Source organism: Nonomuraea sp. B208 (genome assembly GCF_057536035.1).
On the sequence record NZ_BAAJOU010000027.1, the window covers coordinates 228,793 to 246,309 of the forward strand.

General features: G+C 68.7%; 16 protein-coding genes and 1 pseudogene. 8 read left to right on the forward strand and 9 right to left on the reverse strand.

The genetic code is table 11. The annotated features are described in order from the left end of the window. Positions 1 to 59: 59 nt before the first annotated feature. Both AC27IY_RS32660 and AC27IY_RS32665 read right to left on the reverse strand, forming a co-directional pair. Positions 60 to 1,571 carry a CocE/NonD family hydrolase gene (locus tag AC27IY_RS32660; RefSeq protein WP_487180276.1) on the reverse strand — a complete coding sequence of 504 codons (1,512 nt, stop codon included), beginning with the start codon at positions 1,569 to 1,571 and terminating at the stop codon, positions 60 to 62. Positions 1,572 to 1,581: 10 nt separating this feature from the next. Further along, complete coding sequence (locus AC27IY_RS32665) at positions 1,582 to 2,886, reverse strand: CitMHS family transporter (protein ID WP_423475727.1); 1,305 nt, start codon at positions 2,884 to 2,886, stop codon at positions 1,582 to 1,584. Between the two features lie 108 nt (positions 2,887 to 2,994). On the opposite strand from AC27IY_RS32665, the gene AC27IY_RS32670 reads away from it, so the two are divergent. The 5 genes from AC27IY_RS32670 to AC27IY_RS32690 all read left to right on the forward strand — a co-directional run bounded on the left by AC27IY_RS32670 (position 2,995) and on the right by AC27IY_RS32690 (position 7,815). Then, entirely contained in the window at positions 2,995 to 3,924 is a 930-nt protein-coding gene (locus AC27IY_RS32670; RefSeq protein WP_487180277.1) for a LysR substrate-binding domain-containing protein, read from the forward strand. A gap of 98 nt (positions 3,925 to 4,022) precedes the next feature. After that, complete coding sequence (locus AC27IY_RS32675; protein WP_435408391.1) at positions 4,023 to 5,225, forward strand: CaiB/BaiF CoA transferase family protein; 1,203 nt, start codon at positions 4,023 to 4,025, stop codon at positions 5,223 to 5,225. Between the two features lie 10 nt (positions 5,226 to 5,235). Next, a complete protein-coding gene (locus AC27IY_RS32680; protein ID WP_423450208.1) occupies positions 5,236 to 6,096 on the forward strand; it encodes an HpcH/HpaI aldolase/citrate lyase family protein in 861 nt (286 codons plus the stop codon). A 630-nt stretch (positions 6,097 to 6,726) separates the two neighbouring features. Beyond that, a complete protein-coding gene (locus AC27IY_RS32685) occupies positions 6,727 to 7,182 on the forward strand; it encodes a hypothetical protein (RefSeq protein ID WP_487180781.1) in 456 nt (151 codons plus the stop codon). Positions 7,183 to 7,188: 6 nt separating this feature from the next. After that, complete coding sequence (locus AC27IY_RS32690; protein WP_487180278.1) at positions 7,189 to 7,815, forward strand: protein-L-isoaspartate(D-aspartate) O-methyltransferase; 627 nt, start codon at positions 7,189 to 7,191, stop codon at positions 7,813 to 7,815. Between the two features lie 15 nt (positions 7,816 to 7,830). On the opposite strand, the gene AC27IY_RS32695 is transcribed toward AC27IY_RS32690, so the two are convergent. Then, the gene (locus AC27IY_RS32695; RefSeq protein ID WP_487180279.1) at positions 7,831 to 8,814 is read right to left on the reverse strand and encodes a CapA family protein; all 984 of its coding nucleotides are present in this window, start codon (positions 8,812 to 8,814) and stop codon (positions 7,831 to 7,833) included. A 239-nt stretch (positions 8,815 to 9,053) separates the two neighbouring features. On the opposite strand from AC27IY_RS32695, the gene AC27IY_RS32700 reads away from it, so the two are divergent. After that, the gene (locus tag AC27IY_RS32700) at positions 9,054 to 9,215 is read left to right on the forward strand and encodes a hypothetical protein (protein ID WP_487180280.1); all 162 of its coding nucleotides are present in this window, start codon (positions 9,054 to 9,056) and stop codon (positions 9,213 to 9,215) included. 288 nt (positions 9,216 to 9,503) lie between these two features. On the opposite strand, the gene AC27IY_RS32705 is transcribed toward AC27IY_RS32700, so the two are convergent. Beyond that, a complete protein-coding gene (locus AC27IY_RS32705) occupies positions 9,504 to 9,920 on the reverse strand; it encodes a hypothetical protein (protein ID WP_423450218.1) in 417 nt (138 codons plus the stop codon). A gap of 53 nt (positions 9,921 to 9,973) precedes the next feature. Here AC27IY_RS32705 and AC27IY_RS32710 point away from each other — a divergent pair, with 53 nt between their 5' ends. Beyond that, complete coding sequence (locus AC27IY_RS32710) at positions 9,974 to 10,771, forward strand: helix-turn-helix transcriptional regulator (RefSeq protein ID WP_487180281.1); 798 nt, start codon at positions 9,974 to 9,976, stop codon at positions 10,769 to 10,771. Here AC27IY_RS32710 and AC27IY_RS32715 read toward each other — a convergent pair. The 3 genes and pseudogenes from AC27IY_RS32715 to AC27IY_RS32725 all read right to left on the reverse strand — a co-directional run bounded on the left by AC27IY_RS32715 (position 10,764) and on the right by AC27IY_RS32725 (position 12,733). After that, positions 10,764 to 11,207: a DUF4345 family protein gene (locus AC27IY_RS32715; protein WP_423476335.1), complete on the reverse strand. Its 444-nt coding sequence runs from the start codon at positions 11,205 to 11,207 to the stop codon at positions 10,764 to 10,766. The genes AC27IY_RS32710 and AC27IY_RS32715 overlap by 8 nt on opposite strands. A 243-nt stretch (positions 11,208 to 11,450) precedes the next feature. Continuing rightward, a pseudogene (locus AC27IY_RS32720) lies at positions 11,451 to 11,615 on the reverse strand (IS5/IS1182 family transposase); the annotation flags it as partial. Between the two features lie 539 nt (positions 11,616 to 12,154). Beyond that, on the reverse strand, positions 12,155 to 12,733 hold the full coding sequence (locus AC27IY_RS32725; protein WP_487180282.1) for a TetR family transcriptional regulator: 579 nt from the start codon (positions 12,731 to 12,733) through the stop codon (positions 12,155 to 12,157). An 89-nt stretch (positions 12,734 to 12,822) separates the two neighbouring features. On the opposite strand from AC27IY_RS32725, the gene AC27IY_RS32730 reads away from it, so the two are divergent. Then, entirely contained in the window at positions 12,823 to 13,785 is a 963-nt protein-coding gene (locus AC27IY_RS32730; protein WP_423450224.1) for a VOC family protein, read from the forward strand. Between the two features lie 23 nt (positions 13,786 to 13,808). On the opposite strand, the gene AC27IY_RS32735 is transcribed toward AC27IY_RS32730, so the two are convergent. Both AC27IY_RS32735 and AC27IY_RS32740 read right to left on the reverse strand, forming a co-directional pair. Further along, positions 13,809 to 16,097, reverse strand: coding sequence for a tyrosine-type recombinase/integrase (locus AC27IY_RS32735; RefSeq protein ID WP_487180283.1), 2,289 nt, complete (start codon positions 16,095 to 16,097; stop codon positions 13,809 to 13,811). A gap of 409 nt (positions 16,098 to 16,506) precedes the next feature. Continuing rightward, on the reverse strand, positions 16,507 to 17,130 hold the full coding sequence (locus AC27IY_RS32740) for a site-specific integrase (RefSeq protein ID WP_487180284.1): 624 nt from the start codon (positions 17,128 to 17,130) through the stop codon (positions 16,507 to 16,509). Positions 17,131 to 17,517: the final 387 nt, after the last annotated feature.

A 17,517-nucleotide genomic window follows, 5' to 3' on the forward strand; every position in this document is an offset into this window, starting at 1 on the left:
CGCCGTTGCCATCACCAGCGACAACAACGCCTCCTCAACGGCTGCGTGCGGCTGGAGTCCTAGCGGTTGTCCTCGTACGTGGTCAGGCGGATCTCAGTGCCGCCGCGCCCGAGACGGAGGCTGACCTGCCCTGCGGGGGCGTCGGAGTCGATCTCCGGGTGGTCGTCGCTACTGATGGTGACGCGCAGGCTGTGCCCGGCGCTCAGTCGGTAGTGCGTCGGCCAGGTGCGGATGTCGAGGTCATAGACCGTGCCGGGGCGCACGGGGACCGCGCGGTCGTGGCCGAAGCGGTGGCTGGCCTTGAGCCAGCCCTGGGTGATGCGATTCGAGGTGCCGTCGGGGGCGACGTCCTCGACGATGACGGCGATGTTGCCGTCGGTGGCGGTGAACGCCGCTCGTACCTTCGCGGTGACCTCGCCCGCCAGGACCAGGTCGCCCTGGCGGGGCCGGGTCTGGAAGGTGAGTTTCTCGTACGGGGAGGCCGGCGTGGTCTCGGTGTTGACCGTGAAGCCGCGGGTGGTGGCGGCCGATGGGCTGCTGCTCAGCGTGCCGTCGGCGGCGAGGCTGAGCCGCTCCTGCCGGGCGCCGCGCGGCGGCCAGGTGGAGAACCGCTTCCAGCCGGTCCCGGCGCCGGGGCTGGGGATCTCGTAGGAGGTGACCTTGGCGGTGGGCAGCGGAGCGTCCCGGCGTCCGCCGAGCCAGCGGTCCCACCAGGCCAGGTACGGCCCGAAGCCGATGTCGGCGGGCTGGCCGTAGGGCAGGCCGTGCTGCCACGGCCCGGCCACCAGCCAGACGTTGCGCGGGCGGGCCTGGAAGTTCTCCATCATGCCCTGGCGGTAGCGGTCGTACCAGCCGGCGATCTCCAGGACCGGGATGTCCAAGTTCTTCCAGCGGGCCTTGACGCTGCGCTCGCGCCAGAAGTCGTCATACAGCGGATGCCGGGCGTAGGTCGTCAACGTGTCGGGAGCGGTGGAGCGCTGCCAGTCGCGGATTCTGGCCGAGTAGATGCCGCCCCGGTAGATGGTGTTCTCGTACCAGTCGCTGATTCCTTCGATCGGAATGATCGCCGTCAGGTGGGGAGGCTTGTTGACGGCGACGAGCAGGGATGCGTGGGCGCCGTAGCTGACGCCCATCTGTCCGACCTTGCCGGTGGACCAGGGCTGGACGGCCAGCCATTCGATGAGGTCGTAGTTGTCGCGCTGCTCCTGGCCGCTGAAGGGGTCGAGATGGCCGGGAGAATCGCCGGAGCCGCGGGCGTTACAGGCGGCGACGTTGTAGCCGCGGGCGACGAAGTAGGCCGCGGCCAGGGCGAGGTTGTCGAGATCGTCGTAGGCGGTGTAGTCGTGGACGATGGCGGGAAAGCGGCCCTCGGCGGCGGGGCGGTGCAGGTCGCAGGCCAGGTGGGAGCCGTCGCGGAGCGGGACGGGCACCCGTTCGGTGCGGACCTCGTACGTGGCGGGCCTGTCGTAGGAGAGGAAGGGGTCGGTGCCGGCGGCGGCCGGCGCTGACGCCAGGAACGGCGATATCAGCGCGGCGGCGGACAGCGCGGCGAGCGTGCGTGCGCATGTCATGGAGTGCTCCTCAGAGTGAGATGGCGCCGGTCAGCAGCGCGACGACGGTCATGACGGCGGTGGTGGCGAACGCCCAGCCGAAGATGAAGCGCTGGTGCTGCCCGAGTTGCACGCCGCTCATGCCGACGAGGATGAACGTGGCCGCGGTGAGCGGACTGAGGGGGAAGCCGGTGGTCATCTGGCCGAGGATGGCGGCGCGCGCGATCTCGGCCGACTCGATGCCGAATCCTCCCGCGGTCTGTGCCAGTACGGGCAGCACGCCGAAGTAGTAGGCGTCAGGGGTGAAGACCAGGCTGAGCGGCATGCTGGTGATCGCCACCAGCACCGGCAGATGCCCGCCGAGGGAATCCGGGATGACGTCGACGAAGGTGGCGGCCATCTGGTTGATCATCTTGGTGCCGGTGAGGATGCCCGTGAACACGCCCGCCGCGAAGATCATCGTGGTGACCAGCACCACGCTCTTGCCGTGCTTCTCCAGCAGTTCCTGCTGTTCGTCCCAGGTGGGGTGATTGACCACCAGCGCGATGGCGAAGCCGACGACGAACAGCACCGGCAGCGGCATCAACTGCAGCACCAGCGCGACCAGCAGGACGAGGGTCAGCACCAGGTTGAAGGCGGTCAGAGCCGGATGACGCCGCGGCGGCGCGAGCGGCGTCCCGGGCCCGTCGCCGACGACCTGCGGCTGCTCGGGCAGCGACACCGTGCCCAGCCGGCTCCGTTCCCTGCGTCCGATCAGGTACGAGGCCACCAGCACCCAAGCGATGCCGGCTGCCATCGCGGGCAGGACCGGCGTGAACACCTGCGAGCTGTCGAGCTTGAGCACCGCCATGGCACGCGCCGTGGGGCCTCCCCAGGGGACCATGTTCATGACACCTGCGCCCAGCGCGACGACGCCGGTGAGCACCAGCGGGCTCATCCCGAGCCGTTTGTAGACGGGCAGCAGGGCCGAGACGGTGATGAGGAAGGTGGAGGCGCCGTCGCCGTCCAGAGCCACGCACATGGTGATGACCGCTGTGCCCATGGCGATGCGCAGCGGGTCGTCCTTGGCCGCTCGCAGTATCCCGCGGATCAGCGGATCGAACAGGCCCGTCTCGATCATCAAACTGAAGTACAGAACCGCGAAGGCGATCATGATGCCGGTGGGGGCCACCTTGATCAGCCCGTCGAGGGTCATCTTGCCCACCTCGCTGCCGAAGCCGCCGGCGAGCGCCGCCACGATCGGCACGAGCACCAGCGCGGTGAGGACCGACACCTTCCTGGTCATGGTCAGCACCAGGAACACGCCGATGGTGAGGAAGCCGAGGAGTGCGATCATCGCGGTCCTTTCGCGGGCGGGAGGTTACGGGCAAGTTTCCGAGGGCCGGTGTTTCGCGTCCACGATCAGGGGTGGATTTATCCATGCGATTTGCGCAAGAGTTGGCGCGTGGACGCCACTCTGCGGCAGCTGACCGCCTATCTCGCCGTAGCCAGGGAAGCCAGCTTCACCGCCGCCGCCGCGCAGCTGCGGGTCTCGCAGTCGACACTGAGCCGGGCGGTGGCCGATCTGGAGCGCCTCCTCGGCGTGCGGCTGCTGGAACGCGACACCCGCAACGTGCAGCTGACCGCGGCCGGGGAGGAGACGCTGCGCGTCGCCGAGCAGATCGTCGACGCCCACCGGTCGGGCATGAAGGAGCTGCGGCGTTATCTGTCGGGCGAGTCGGGCGTGATGGCCATGGCCACCCTGCCGTCGGTGGCCGCCGTGCTGCTGCCCCGCCTGGTCTCGGCGTTCCGGCGGCAGCGGCCGGAGGTGACCGTGCGCATCATGGACGGCCTGGAACGGGCCGTCATCGGCAGGGTGCTGTCGGGCGACGCCGACTTCGCCGTGACCACCATCGGCGCGGCCTCCGACCGGCTCGACCACCGCCCGCTGATCCGCGACCGGTTCCGGGCCGTGCTGCCCGAGAGCCACCCGCTGGCCGACCGCGACGAGCTCACCTGGGAGGATCTCGCCACCGAACCCTTTCTCGCGGTGGGGCCGCAGTCCAGCGTCCGCAGGCTCACCGACGCGGCCTTCGCCCAGGCGGGCGCCACTGCCGCACCGGCCGCCGAGGCGAGCAACGTGGCGACCCTGGGGGGCCTGGTCGCCGCCGGGCTGGGCGTGTCGGCCCTGCCGGCCTTGGTGCTGCCCCTGCTGGGGCCGGGGCGCGTGGTGCAGCGCGACCTCGTCGGTCCCGTGGTCGAGCGGCGGCTGGACGTCGTCGTCCGTGCCCGCCGGACGCTGCCGCCCGCCGCCGCCGCGTTCTTGGAGGTGCTGGAGGAGGCACGCGTCGACGGGCGCGAGGTGCCACCGGGCGCGTCCTGGATCGCCTGGTGATGCGGAAACAGCATGAATTTATCCAGCATCTCTGCTAGACCTGCATTTCTCGCGCAAGGCACGATGAATTCCGTCAAACAGGACGAAGGAGTTCATGCGTGGCCTTTGAACAGCGCGGGCAGTTGCGCGGACTGAAGGTGGTGGAGTTCGCCCACGTGGTCGCCGGGCCGCTGGCCGGTTCCCTCCTGGCCGACCAGGGCGCGGATGTCGTCCATGTGGAGCCGCCGGGGACCGGCGACGCCGCCCGCGCGATGGGACCGACCCGTGACGGGGTGCCGCTGTGGTTCAAGGTCGCCGGCCGCAACAAGCGCTCCGTCACCCTGAACCTGCACGACCCCGACGGCCGGCGTGTCGCCCACCGCCTCGTGGCCTGGGCCGACGTCGTGATCGTCACGCTGCGCGCCTCCCGGTTGCGTGCCTGGGAACTCGACTGGGAGGCCGTGCACCGGCTCAACCCCCGGGCCGTACTGCTGCAGATCTCCGGGTTCGGTGCGACGTCGTCGCTGGCCGACGCGCCCGGCTTCGGAAAGGTCGGCGAGGCTCGCAGCGGCGTCGTCCACCTGACCGGCTTTGCGGACGGACCGCCGGTGCACACGGGGTTCTCCCACGGAGACGCGGTGACCGGCTTGATGGGCGCCTACGCCGTGCTCGCCGCCCTGCACCGGCGCTCCGACGATCCCGGCTTCGACGGCGAGTGGATCGACCTGGCCCTGTTCGAGCCGCTCTTCCGGCTGGTCGAGTGGCAGGTCATCGCCCATGACCAGCTCGGCGTGACGCCCGGCAGGTCCGGCAACCAGCTCGCCGTCGCTCCTGCCGCCGTGATCAACACCTACCGGTCGCGCGACGGCGACTGGATCACGGTGACGTCCGCGACGCTGCGTTCCGTGCTGAACGTGGTCCGCCTGCTGGGCCTGCCGGAGGACGAGTTCGCCACCACGGCCCAGCAGCTCGCCGGACGTGAACGACTGGACGAGGAGCTGCGGGCCTGGGTCGCCGGGCGCGGCACCGAGGAGTGCCTGCGCGCGTTCGCCGAGGCCGAGGTGGTGGCCTCCCGGATCTTCTCGGCCGCCGACATCGCCGCCGACCCCGTCTACGCCGAGCGCGGCGACATCGTCACCATCGACGACCCCGACCTGGGGCCGGTCCGCATGCAGGCCGCCCTCCCCCACTTCCGCCGCGAGCCCGGACAGGTCTGGCGGACCGGGCCCGCCCTGGGGCAGGACAACGACCTCGTCTACCGCGAATGGCTCGGCCTGACCGGCGAGGACGTCGAGGATCTGGAGAAGCGTGGTGTCATCTGAGCGTCCCCCCTTGCGTTCCCTGCTCTTCGTCCCGGGCACCCGCACCGGCTGGCTGGCCAAGGCCGAAGCGGCAGGGGCGGACGCCGCCATCCTCGATCTCGAGGACGCCGTCCCGGCGGAGGACAAGCCCGCGGCCAGGCGACAGGTGGCGGCGGCCGTCGCCGCTCACACCGGGGACATGGCGCTGTTCGTCCGGATCAACCCCCTCGACAGCTGGGCGGCCGCCGAGGAGTTGCGGGCCGTCGCCCACGCCCGCCTGACCGGCGTGGTCGTACCGAAGGTGGCCGGCCCGGACGACGTGCGGCTCGCCGATCGGCTGCTGAGCTGGTGCGAACGAGAACACGGCCTGCCGGACGGACACCTCGCCCTGGTGCCGCTGCTGGAGAGCGCGGCCGCCCTCCACGACGCCCGCGACATCGGCCGGGCGGCGCCGCGCGTCGCCTACCTGGGCGCGGTCACCGGCAGGGGCGGCGACGTCGAACGCGCGGTCGGCTACCGGTGGAGCCCGTCCGGCACCGAGACCCTCGCCCTGCGCTCGCGCGTGCTGCTGGACGTCCGGGCGGCGGGCGTGCCCTGCCCCGTCGCCGGCCTGTGGACCACCATCGGCGACCTCGACGGGCTGCGTGCCTTCGCCGAGCAGAACCGCTCGCTCGGTTACGAAGGCATGATGGCCATCCATCCCTCCCACGTCGCCGTCATCAACGCCGTCTTCTCGCCGAACCCGGAGGAGATCGCCCGCTTCGAGCGTCTGATCGTCGCCGTGGACGAGGCTCAGGCACGCGGAGCGGGCGCGATCACCTTCGAGGGCGAGATGGTCGACGAGGCCATGGCGGTCCGGGCCCGAGCCGCTCTCCGCAGGGCGAAGCGCTAGCCGCGCGCGACCGCCCCGCTTCTCCCCGCGGTCGGCTGGACCTCGATCGAGGCTTCGCCGGTGGTGGCAGCGTCGCTCACCGGCGTCGTTCCTCGCCTGCGGCTGGTAGAAGGCCGACGGTTGGAGGGCTCGCGCGGCCCATTCGGCGTGCAGGGTCTTGTCAGACAGCGCGGCGGCCTTTCGGCGGCGGCGAGAAATCCTGGAGAGGTTACCGGCACCTCCCGCTCAACAGCCTCATACAGGGCGCGCATCTCGGGGGACGTCCCTCGAGCACCTTCCGGATCAGCGCGGCGGCCCATGACCCTGTGAGGTCCGCGTCGAGCGTGTGACCTGCTCGCCCGGCGATCCTCTTGGCGAGATCTGGGGCGATGACCTTCGCCTGGTCACGACCACGTTCGCTGGTACAGGCGTCGATCATCCACATTCGGATTCGACGGAGACCCACCCCCTCCGAACAGCCCGCGGCTACCCGGGCGGGCCACGCCCGCAACCATGCTTGGTGGGCTGTTAGCGGCCGATGGGCTGGGGTAGCCGCGCTGGTAGGCACTGACATCGCGGGCCGATGTACGGCGCTCCAACGGCAAAGGGGAGGCCGTGACGGGGATCAAGCAGGCCGGAGAGAAGAAGCTGATGCTCTTCTCCGGTCGCGTACCCGGATCTCGCGCAGATCCAGGGCTCCTTCGACGGCCCCGTCGACCACCTGCACGCCCTTCCCCTGCTCGCCGAGCACGTCACCCGGCACGTGGACACGGACCGGCTGACCATGTGGTGGCCGGGCGGGCCCGCGTGATCATCGACGTGATCGGCACCGGAGGCACCCTGGTGCGGGCGCCCCAGGCCCTCACCGACCGCGGCGCCACCCAGGTCATCGCGGCCGCCACGCACGGGGTCTTCTCCGATGACGCGGTCGAGCGGCTGGAGCAGGCCGGCCTGGCTCAGCTCATCATCACCGACACGCTGCCCAACCCGGCGAGCATCCCCTCGAGCAGGCTGGTCGTGCTGTCCAGCGCTCCGCTGCCGGTCCGGGCCATCAGCGAGGTGTTCCTGGAGGGCTCGGTGACGAGCCTGTCCGAGGGCGAGAGCTGACCGGCGATGCGCACGCTGGTGGAGGTGATCCGGGGGATGGGGATGACCGATCCCCGGCTGCTGGCCGCCTTCGCCGCCACGCCGCGCGATCGGTTCGTCCCGCCGCGTTCTGCTGTGCGCGCCCAGTTCGACGAGCCGATCCCGATCGGCCACGGGCAGCCGACCTCGCAGCCGTCCCTGATCGCCCAGATGATCGACGTTCTGCGGCTCTCGGGCACGGAGACCGTCCTGGAGATCGGCACCGGGTACGGCTACCAGACCGCCCTGCTGGCGCGGCTGGCCCGCCGGGTCTACTCCGTGGAGCGTCATCCCGACCTGGCCGAACACGCCCAGGCCAACCTCGCGGGGGTCGGCGTCACCAACGTCGAGGTGCTGGTCGGCGACGGCACCGCCGGCCTGCCCGCCCATGCGCCCTACGAGGCCGTCATCGTGTCGGCCGCCGCTCCTTCGGTGCCCCCGCCGCTGGCCTCACAACTGGCCGAGGGCGGCCGGCTCGTCATGCCGATGACGAGCGAGGTGGCCGATATCGTCACGCTCTACACCAAGCGACAGGGCCGGTTGACCCGGCTGCGCCCCCTCACACCGGCCCAGTTCGTCCCGCTGGTCGGCGAACACACCACGATGCACGACTGAACCTCCTTCAGGCGGTCATCCTCCCTTCCTGGACCGCAGATCCACGATGAGCAGGCCGTCCTCCGTGGTGGCAGCCGTGCCGAACGTCTCGCAGGCGTCGATGAAACGCCGGCTGAGCCAGGCGCGTTCCCGGCCTTCCGCCAGGACGGTGCGGCAGTAGTCGAGTTTGAGCGGCACGGCGCGCAGCCGTACGGGACCGAGCTCGTCGATGGTCACCAGGAACAGCAGCGACAGGTCGTTGCGCAGGTCCGGGTCCACCATGTAATCGTCGAGGAAGTCCCCCATGTCGTACAGGACCGGCGGTGCGACCCCGTGCGCGATGTGCGCGGAGTGGCCGGCGATCAGCGTCGCCCCGGCGTCGGCCAGAATCGTGGCCGCGGCGCGGATGTACGGCTGCGGCGCGGCCGTCATGTTGGGACCCCAGTGAGGGCTGACCAGCACGGCATCCGTTTCCTCACGCATCTTCGCCACGGTGTCCGTCAGCCAGTCAGGGACGCCGGATTGAAGGTCGGCGTAGGCGACCCCGGGCTGGTCGGAGGTGGCCGCATAGTCCTCCGGGTGGTCGGTCACGGAGATGACGGCGATGCGCATCCCCCGTACAGCGAGGGTGACCGGCTCGCGCGCCTGGTCCAGGGTGGCGCCCGCACCCGCCGTGTCGATCTCCATGTGCTCGAGATGCCTACAGGTGTCGAGCAGCGCGTCGTAGCCGTAGTCCAGCGCGTGGTTGTTGGCCATCGTGACGCAGGTGACGCCGAGCTCGGCGAGGAGATCGACGCCCTGCGGCGGGGCGCGGAAATGAAAGATCTTGCCAGGCGCGCACCACGGGCTGCCGCGATCGGAGATGCAGCACTCGAGGTTGAGCAGTATGGCATCGGCCTCGGACAGGTACCCTCGGACGCCGTCCGAGATGTACATGTCCGGGTCGCTGGACTTGGCCAGCAGGTCCGCGACGCCACGGCCGAGCATCGTGTCACCCGCCAGCGCGAGCGTGACAGTCACAAGATCCCCCTGCCCCCGATGACATGTTCAAACGTGTCCACTCGGCTCCTCTCCTCTCCTCTCCTGGACGTTGCCGGCGCACTGCGCGACGTCTTGGTCCGCCTGGTCAGTGACTACCTCGAGGCGGCCAAGGCGAACGTCGTCCCCAACTGGACGGCAGCACGTGCGCTCACGGTCCTGGACCCGGACGACGTCCAGGAGGCGATGCGTGTGGGGGGCGCTGCCCCGGAGGTGCGCACATGATCACAGCACTGACTCGGGAGCGCGCCGTGCCGTACTACGCCTTACTGAACCCCTCCGAAGTCACCGGGCGGCTTCGACACGAGCCGGCTGCCACGCACCGCATCGAGGCAACGGTTCACAGCAGCGAGCGGACCGCCCTGCTCCAGCAGGCGACCTGACCATCTGGTGCGACAGCGGCGCCTAGGAGCTGTTTCTTGGATCAGGTCCGGAGTCAGATGACCAGCGCAGCCAGGGTGACGGTACCGAGGCAGAACGCGTCGGAAAGCTGGCTCTGATCACTCCGAGCGTCATCGCCGTCGGCATCACGATCAGTGGGGAGGCCCGGCGGGCGACGGCCCTACTGCGCAAGACGAGCCCTGGTTTCCGGTGGCGTTCGCGGCTTGATCGGCGGCTGCGCCAGGCCGGGGAGGACGTCGGCGGCGTCCACGAGGGGCACACGGTGCGGCTCAGGGCGCCGCATCGCCGGGCCGAAGTGAGTGGGCCGTCCATGCGCGGGTGAGGACTGCGGCCAACGTCAGCGTGGCCAGCGCCCCCACGTCCGCGAGCGCGACCGAGGTCAGTTTCGGGTGTGCGCCCGTGGTGGTCACTACCAGGATGACGAAGGATGTCTTACCGATTACGGCGACGACCAGTACCGGCCTGCGCCAGTTTGGTACGGCGGCCGCCGCCAGGAGCGCGACGCCGAGCAGCGCCAGCATGACTGCGCGATGCCGCAGCAAGAGCTCGCTGGTCGCGTCGGTGTGCACGACTCCGTAGGCGGTGGCGAGCTGGGAAGGCGCCAGTGCCAGGAGTCCCGGCGCGAGGTTGAGCAGTCCCACGGCGGCGAACAGCAGCATCCCCATGATGCGGGCAGCGGAGCGCACCGTATTCTCCTTCCAACGTTCTCGGATTGCTGTTCAGCCTGCAGGAGACTGTGATGTCGGCGCTTTCACCAACCCGTCGTGCCGCCAGGGCCACGGTGTGGTTGTGGCCGGGCCGCGCCCTGTACGCCGGGCCGTCCCTGCGGCTGGGACCGCACTCCGGCGCGGTCGCGTGCCTGGCCGTGGGCGTGGACGCGCCCTTCACGGTTCACTTGATGCCTGGTGGCGAACTGCGGGCGCGCACAGCGCTCGTCGCTCCTCGAGTACGCCACCAGCTCACGGCGTCCAGCGACCGCATGGTGTTCCTCTACCTCGACCCCGGCTCGGCGGACGATCAGGCATGCCGCACCGGCTTCACGGGCGGCGAGGCGAAGATCCTGGTCGAGCACCGGCACGAGGACGACCTTCTCGCCGGGGCGGCGGAGCTGTCTTCGCACACTCCTGCGCTGCAGGTCACTGCCTGGATCACCAAGGCCACCGGCCGCGCCAGGACGTCGTACGCCGACCCGCGGATCACGGCCGCGACCCGGCGGCTCATCGACGCCGAACAGCCCATGCCGGCCGCGCTGCTGGCCGCCGAGTTGGGGATGTCGGAGTCACGGTTCCTGAGGCTGTTCAGGGACGGTACGGGTACTTCCTACCGCCGCTACCGGCTGTGGACGCAGATGCATCGCGCCGGGCGGGCGCTGGCGGCGGGCTTCAATCTCACCCGGGCTGCGGCAGACGGCTTCTTCGCTAGCCCATCCCACCTGAGCACCGCGTTCCACGCCATGTTCGGCCTCACGCCCAGCGCTCTGCTCTCCCAGGACCTGACGATCCGCTGCCTGGACCCGTCACCTGAAAGGGTCATATGACACTGGCCAACAAGGCGCCTCCGGCGGTGACCTCCACCCAGAAGTAGCACCAGACGGGATAGAACGCTGCGGGCTGCTCGATCGCCCGCCCCACCAACCGTCCCAAGGCCATGCCCAGCAGGGACACGGCGACCGTGATGACCACACCCGTGCGCATTCCAGCTGCATCGGCAAGCGCCACCAGCAACAGTGCGCTGACGGCGACTCCGAAACCGCCGTACACCGCTCGAACCTCATTGCGCGCCTCGGACGAGTCGGCGATTATCCGAAACGGTCTGATCAGCGCGGCGGGTGCGGCCAACCCGAACAGCCCCATCCCGAGAAAGAAGACCGCCACCACGACGATCACCACAGCCTGCACGAAGACACCCCCGAATCCAACGACAGCGAACGAGGCAGCCCAGCATGCCTTCGATGCTCCGCGTACCGCTTTCATGAACCTGTCGATGGGGGCTGAAGTGATATTTGAGGCGGGTCGTGGGTGATCTGCATGTTGCCGCTGGAGTCGGTAGTGGTCAATGGGTTGGCTTTGCCATAGCTGTCTGTCTGCGCACAACAGGTGAAAGCCGAGGTGGACGAAAGCTGCCGGGGACTGCCAACCAGCTCCTCGACCAGGTGAGCGCTCCGCCCCGCAAGCCGAAGAGCCTCGATGGCGTCGAAATGAAGGAGCGATCAGCGACAGCAGGGCGAGGGTCCGCTCGGCGACGTAGCGGTGTTTGGCCAGGCCGGAGCCGTGTGCGGTGCCGCGGCGGGCGATCAGTGGCCGGATCTGCAGTTCGCGGATCAGGCGGCGGTTCTTGTCGTGGTCATAGCCTCGATCGGCGAGCACGACGGCGGGGCGCCGGCAAGTCCAGTCCGCCTCACGGACCGCCAGCAAGCCGACTGCGGCCGACGCATTCGTCGGATCAGCCCGCAACACGTGTTCCAGCAGCCGTACGGCCTCGTTGTGTCGCGCTTGGATTGCCGTCGCCCAGATCTCCTCGGGTTCCTCCTCTTCGTCGCCGACCTCGTCGACCCAGTCGCCGTCGTATGAGTCACAGGCTCGCATCTCGCGCAGTTGCCAGAGCAACAGCGCAGCCGGCAGTGTCGCGGTGCCGCCATCGTCGGGATCCAGTTCCCGCGCCTGTCGGAGAAGGGACTCGGCCGGTGATCGCTGTGCGGTAGCCATCCCGGTTGCGCGGCAGCCGTTGGTCTGAACGGGCACGTTATTGCGAATATGAGGTAACGATCTCCGGATGATCATGCGGAGGTAGATGATCGTCCGCCGTCATAGCAGAGGTAGATATGGGAGGGTCTGGGTGAGACCTGCCTCCAGCGGAGTAGAAATAACCTCAGACAAGCCAACTGCCTCGGGGTGTAGCGCGGCGGACCCGAGTGGTCGGTCTATAGGCCCAGGCCGGACTCCAGATGCGCCAGCGCCGCGTCGATCTCGGTGGGTCCGTCCATAGCGGGATCTTGTGCCCATTGGAGCCAGACCATGGCCACGACCCCGACGACAGCACCGATGGCGTTGCGTATCCGCGGGTCGTCCGCGGCACATCCGGCCTTGTCCGCCACGATTTCGCCGACCTCGCGGATCACGCCCGGACTCTTGCGCAGGTTGGCCACTAGCAGTTCGGGCACGGTGGCCGCGAACACCTCTCGTGCGTGTCCCGCGGCGATCTCTTCGGCGGACAGGGCGGCGAACGCCGTGCGGAATGCGCTGCGCAGCACGGCGACCGGTGGGCCCGGCGGCTGAGCGGCCAGGGCCTCGACGAGAGGCGGAAAGCGATCGAGCGCGACCAGGTGCTCCTTCGTCGGAAAGTAGCGGAAGAAGGTCGCGGGGGAGATCTCGGCGGCCGCGGCGATCTGCTCGACGGTGGTGGCGTTGTAGCCGCGCTCACGGAAGAGCCTGAACGCTTCGCGCAGGATCGCCTCCCGGGTCTTGGCTTTCTTGCGTTCGCGTAGCCCGCTGTCACTCATGCACCAATTTTATCGCCAACACAAATGATGGTGTACTCTCAAAAGCTAGTTAGCTCTCGAATTTCTCTCGGATGCGGAGGTGGCCCGTTATGGGCGACGACGTCAACGGCCTGCATCACGTCGGGCACATCGTGCAGAACATGAACCAGGCGATGGAGCGGTACCGCCAGCTCGGCTTCACCGTGCCGGCACCCGCCTATCCCGTCCTCCCGCGCGTGGCGGGAGGCCCCGCAGAACCGTTCGGGGTGGCCAACGCCCATGTGTATTTCCCTCGCAACTTCATCGAACTGGTAGCCGTCATCGACGACACCGGCCGCATGCCCGACGAAGCCCGCCCCATCCCACTGCAGGTGCCTGACGACAAGCTGACGGGGCTGTTGGCGGCCATCCGCGCCACCGCCGCCAACATCACGTCCCTGCTCCAGCGTTTCCAGGGCCTTCACATCATGATCGCCGATACGCCGGACATCGACAGCGTCGCCGCGCGGCTGACCGCCGCCGGCGTCGGCCACGGTGGCGTGCACGCCATCCAGCGACCCGTCGAGACCAGCACCGGGACCAAGATGGAGCCCGCCCGCTACCTGGAGATCTCCCATCCCCATCTGCCAGCCGGGCGGGTGCCGGAAGGCAGGATCGGATTCGCCGAGAACACTCCAGTCGAGGCGCTGGAGGACGAGCAGCACACCGACCATCCCAACGGCGCCACCGGGCTGGTCGAATGTGTGCTGTGCGTCGCCGACTCGGCGTTGCCCGAGCTTGAGCACCGCTATGGCACCTACTTCGGCCAGGCACGGGATGGCCAGGTGACGCGTTTCGACCGAGCGAACATCACCATCGTGGCAGCATCGGCGCTCGCCAGCCTGCTGCCAGGTGAACGCCCGGCGGCCCTGCCGGCGTTCGTCGCCTACACAGTGTCTGTACGCGACATCGCCGCCACCGAGCGGCTCCTGCGCGACAACGACATCCCGGTCACCCACACCGGTACCGGAGAGATGTTCGTGCCCGCCAACGCCGCCCTAGGCGCCGCGATCATCTTTCGCCAGGATGACTGAGGCAACCTCCGCACGATGGGGCCTCATGACGATCCTCCGGGGAGGCTGTCGCGTAGAGTCGTCAACGGGATGAAAGCCACCCCGGTGCCGAGTTCTTTGGGGGTGGGTCCGCCCGGCGTGGGGGTATCGGCCAGGCGTGCGGCCAGCGTGGCAACAGCGTCGCGGTCGCCCTCGAGGGCTTGGCGTTCGTCGTCGGTGAGCTCGAGCTGTTCCAGCATCTGCTCGATGCCTTCCTTGACTGCCAGCAACTGCCCGGCGTGGGATTGCTTGGGCAGGTAGAACGGACAACGGGCGCAGGCCAGGCGGTGCGGGCATTTGGCGAAGAAGTCATAGGTGCAGTAGCCGTCGCCCAGGTCGTAGTACTTCCAGGGCTGTCCGCCGTCGGCGGCGGCGCCGGACAGGATGCTCTCGCGGTCGATGAGGACCTCGATGGTGCGGACGTTGCGGGCGAAGTAGTCGGCCTTCTTGTAGGCGGCGGCCAGGGTGCGTTGCAGGATCGCGGCGTAATGGCGGGTGCTGGCGGCGTGTTTGTGCCCGAGCCACTGCTGCAGGTCAGCTAGAGACAGCGGTTCGCGTGCGTTGAGCAGTTGGGTGGCGATGGTGGTTCGCGCCCGGTGGCTGGTGAGTGCTCCACGGGAGTCCTGTTCCGGGATTCCGGCCTTGCGGCACAGCGCGGGAATGATCTTTTCGTTGAGGTAGGACGACCCAATCAGCTGGCCGCGGTAGGTGAACAGGTGCTGGCGGCGCCGCCGGGTCTTGCGGTCCTCGATGTCGGGCTGGGATGGACGGACGAGCTTCCACGCCTCGATGAGCTGGCCGACGACGGGATCGACAGGCTTGTTGAACGGCCCGGAGGTCTTGTTCTGCGGGACGCGTAACAGGCAAATCGGGTACGTCTCGCCGGTCTGCTGGTCTTGGCCTTCATCCCAGATGATGCAGTCGAGTTCGAGTCGGCGGATCTCGTCGATGCGGCAGCCGCCGAACAGCCACACTCCGACCAGGGCGCGCAGCATCTCGATCGGGTAGTAGTTGGCCTGCCAGCCGGCCGCCTTGGCCGCCGGGGTGCCATAGGGCGTGATGTCCTCGGTGTTCAGGGTTAGTCCGGCGGCCATGAGCTTGGCCCACACGACGTCGTCGATGATCCGCGGGTTGGGGCCGAGTTGGGCCCGCCGCGACAGCGGCAGGCTGAGCACCCGGCGCGGGTCGAATCTCGGCTTGATCCACTCCCACTCAATCAGGTCACAGAAGAAGCTCCGGAGGCTGTCGATGCGGTTGGCCATGCCGCCGGCGCTGATCGGCTCGCCAAAACGGACCTGGTTGCGGTTGTGCCCGGCCCACTGCCCGACGGTGGCCTGCAGGGTATCGGCGACGTACTCGGCGGCCATGTCCCTGGTCCACGTATCCGGTGCGATCGATTCGGGGTGCTTCTCGGCGGCCCACCGCCCGGCGACGAGAATCACCGAGAACATCGTCCGCAGCGTGCCCGGTTCGCAGGTGGCCAGCTTGCGCCAGCGTTGCGCCCACTCCAGCCATTCGGGTGGGACGCTGGCCAGCGTCTCCGGCTTGGGTCCGCGGTGGTGTCCGTTACTCGTCAGCGGCGCCGTGATGATCCCCTTGTCCGCCAGCACGCGGGAGACCTTGAACAGCCCTTGCCGGCGCGAGGGGCGGTCGGCCCGGTAGTCCTCGACCAGAGCGTGCAACTGTTCCTCGCCGATGTGCTCCAGTTGCGGACTGCCGCAGCTGAGCAGCAGGTCAATGGTCGCGTTAGTGACCTGCCACGACATGAGACTCTCGCTCGACTGCCAAGCGGTCAGGGTCGAACGGATCTCTTCTAGGGCAGGATCCACAGCCGTGGGTCCGAACACCATGTCGGTGAGTTTGCGGACCTGAACGATGCCGGCGTGGTGATGCAGCCGGTGGTGACCGCCGAACAGGTAGCCCAAGGCGACCAGCTGGAACCGACACCTCCTGTTAGCAGCCCGGTTCCCGTCGGCCAGCCCGATCCAGACGTCTTCATCCCAGGACCAGTAAGCGGTGCCTCGGCGGTGCATCTCGCCGAGCAGGATGTTGCGGGCGGCCGTCGTCTTGGCCGGCGCCCACGCGGCAGTCACGACGTGTTCGATGGGCTCGATGAGTCGGCTGAGCGCATCCCGGTTGGCGAACTGGACGCTGATGTGCGCGAAGTCGCTGATGTGAGCCAGAACGACACGCTCGGCAGGAGTGAGCGCGGGGTCCTGGCCGCGCACGTTCTGGCACAGCTCCGCGAGCGTCAACGGCTCTCGCTGGTCGTCGGCGAAGCTGATGGCGTTCATCGATCCTCCACCAGGGTTGCCAGTAGGCGCTCCCGGTCCGCCTGAATCGCTGCGGTGGCCCGGTGCAGTTTGGCGGCCAGTTCGCGGCCGCTGAGATGGATGTAACGAAGCGTCGTCGCGACACGCTGATCAGCAACCGCCCGGCCATACGGCCAACCAGCCGGCGACGCTCGGCCAGGTAGGCCATGAACAGCCGGGAGGTGGCGGTGCCGAAACTGACCTCCCGGGCGCGCTTGGATTTGGTGGTCTCCGCGCGCAGGTGGATCAGGCAGTAGGCGGGCTCGAAGTCGCCGACCTCCAGGTGGACGAGTTCCTCACGGCGCAGCGCACCGTCATAGCCAGGGCGAGCATGAGCCGGTTGCGTAGCGGCTCGGCGCCGGCGGCCTGGAGGATCTTCTGCCAATCCCACTCATTGGATCCACGGCGCTTTCTCCACCCGGCGCACCAGGCCTTGCCGAGGGCGACGGCCCCGCCGTCCGGACTGGCCGCGGCGCACCGGGTTGCGCTCGCGCAGCCCGTCTTCGACGAGAAACTCGTAAAACGATCGGACCGCGATCACGTACTGCTGAATCGTGGCATTGGCCAACCCCGTACCCGAATCGAGGTACACGAGCTTGGCGGTACGAGGGTTCGGCCGCTCGTGCAAGTCGCCGATCCACGCGGCGATCACGTCGGCCCGTATCGTCACCGGATCGGCACCGACCAAGGTGCAGAACCGCAGATGATCCTCAAGGGCCCGGCCGTACGCCGTAACCGTGTTCGGTGCGCGTCCAATGTTGGCCGTGAACTGCAGCCATCGCCGTGCTTGCTCCTGCCCGGCGATCAGGGGGAACTTGTCCCCGATGATCTCCACCATGGACGACCAAGGTAGATCGTCCAGATTCCAAATAAGGCAGCGCTTGTAGGTGAGTTTCGGCAGCGGCTGGAGATCAATACGGGGCGAAATGTTGGCGAGAAACGACAGCGCCCGCTTCCCGACCACACCGTCGTCGAGACGGACCAGCACGTCCAGCGGGGTGGAGTCGATTTGCACCACCTCGCCCGGCGCGAAGACCGTCCATTGGCCGAACGGCGCCTTCGCCCCATGGGCGCGGGAGCGACGAGCACGGGCCGTGCCCAGAGCGTGCGTGCCCTGAGTGAGCTTCGCCAGCAGCCGGTAGAGCGTGGCTTTGACGGCAGTTCGACCGCCGCACCCTGCTCCCGCACAGCCTCGCCAGTCCGCCAGATGATGTAGGTGCCGGTGCGGGTGGATTCACCCTCCCCTTCCTTGATTGCCTGCCGCATGGCCGCCGGCCGGTGGCCAAGTACCGTGGCAAGCCGTCCAGCCTGCGCGAGCTGGTGCTGGCCGCGGGCCGTCCGGTGCTGCACCGCATCACCTGGCGACATGGCAGCAAGCGCACCAAGGGCAACCCCACGGCGA

Excerpts from the sequence above, each read along its gene's own strand:
- AC27IY_RS32685 (WP_487180781.1), top strand. The coding sequence starts at position 6,727 with ATGCTCTTCTCCGGTCGCGTACCCGGATCTCGCGCAGATCCAGGGCTC.
- AC27IY_RS32700 (WP_487180280.1), top strand. The coding sequence starts at position 9,054 with ATGATCACAGCACTGACTCGGGAGCGCGCCGTGCCGTACTACGCCTTA.
- AC27IY_RS32710 (WP_487180281.1), top strand. The coding sequence starts at position 9,974 with ATGTCGGCGCTTTCACCAACCCGTCGTGCCGCCAGGGCCACGGTGTGG.
- AC27IY_RS32660 (WP_487180276.1), bottom strand. The coding sequence starts at position 1,571 with ATGACATGCGCACGCACGCTCGCCGCGCTGTCCGCCGCCGCGCTGATA.
- AC27IY_RS32735 (WP_487180283.1), bottom strand. The coding sequence starts at position 16,097 with ATGAACGCCATCAGCTTCGCCGACGACCAGCGAGAGCCGTTGACGCTC.
- AC27IY_RS32715 (WP_423476335.1), bottom strand. The coding sequence starts at position 11,207 with ATGAAAGCGGTACGCGGAGCATCGAAGGCATGCTGGGCTGCCTCGTTC.
- AC27IY_RS32690 (WP_487180278.1), top strand. The coding sequence starts at position 7,189 with ATGCGCACGCTGGTGGAGGTGATCCGGGGGATGGGGATGACCGATCCC.
- AC27IY_RS32730 (WP_423450224.1), top strand. The coding sequence starts at position 12,823 with ATGGGCGACGACGTCAACGGCCTGCATCACGTCGGGCACATCGTGCAG.
- AC27IY_RS32725 (WP_487180282.1), bottom strand. The coding sequence starts at position 12,733 with ATGAGTGACAGCGGGCTACGCGAACGCAAGAAAGCCAAGACCCGGGAG.
- AC27IY_RS32665 (WP_423475727.1), bottom strand. The coding sequence starts at position 2,886 with ATGATCGCACTCCTCGGCTTCCTCACCATCGGCGTGTTCCTGGTGCTG.